Origin of the sequence: Pseudomonas sp. SIMBA_068 (assembly GCF_046534705.1) — a bacterium.
In the GTDB taxonomy this organism is placed as follows: Bacteria; Pseudomonadota; Gammaproteobacteria; order Pseudomonadales; family Pseudomonadaceae; genus Aquipseudomonas; species Aquipseudomonas putida.
This window is the reverse complement of sequence record NZ_JAWRYI010001317.1, coordinates 1-246: the sequence shown is the minus strand read 5'-3', so window position 1 is coordinate 246 and position 246 is coordinate 1. Positions and strand designations below refer to the sequence as shown.

1 pseudogene is annotated in these 246 nt (G+C 72.0%); it reads right to left on the bottom strand.

Annotated elements, in window-relative coordinates:
• Positions 1–246, bottom strand: a pseudogene (locus SB756_RS33855) (thiamine-phosphate kinase); the annotation flags it as partial.

Below are 246 nucleotides of genomic sequence, written 5' to 3'. Positions count from 1 at the left end.
GCTCGGCGGGTGCCTCGCGCTCACCCAGCACCAGCGGCAATGCACCGGCGGCCTTGCCCAGCACACCGCCGACGCACAGCAAGTCGCCTGGCCGTGCACCGCTGCGGCGCAACGCCTGGCCAGCCGGCACGCGGCCGAACACGGTAACGGTGATGCTCAGCGGCCCCCGGGTGGTATCCCCTCCGATCAAGCTCATGCGGCAGCGATGGGCCATGCGGCTTATGCCGTCCGCATAGGCGGCCAGCC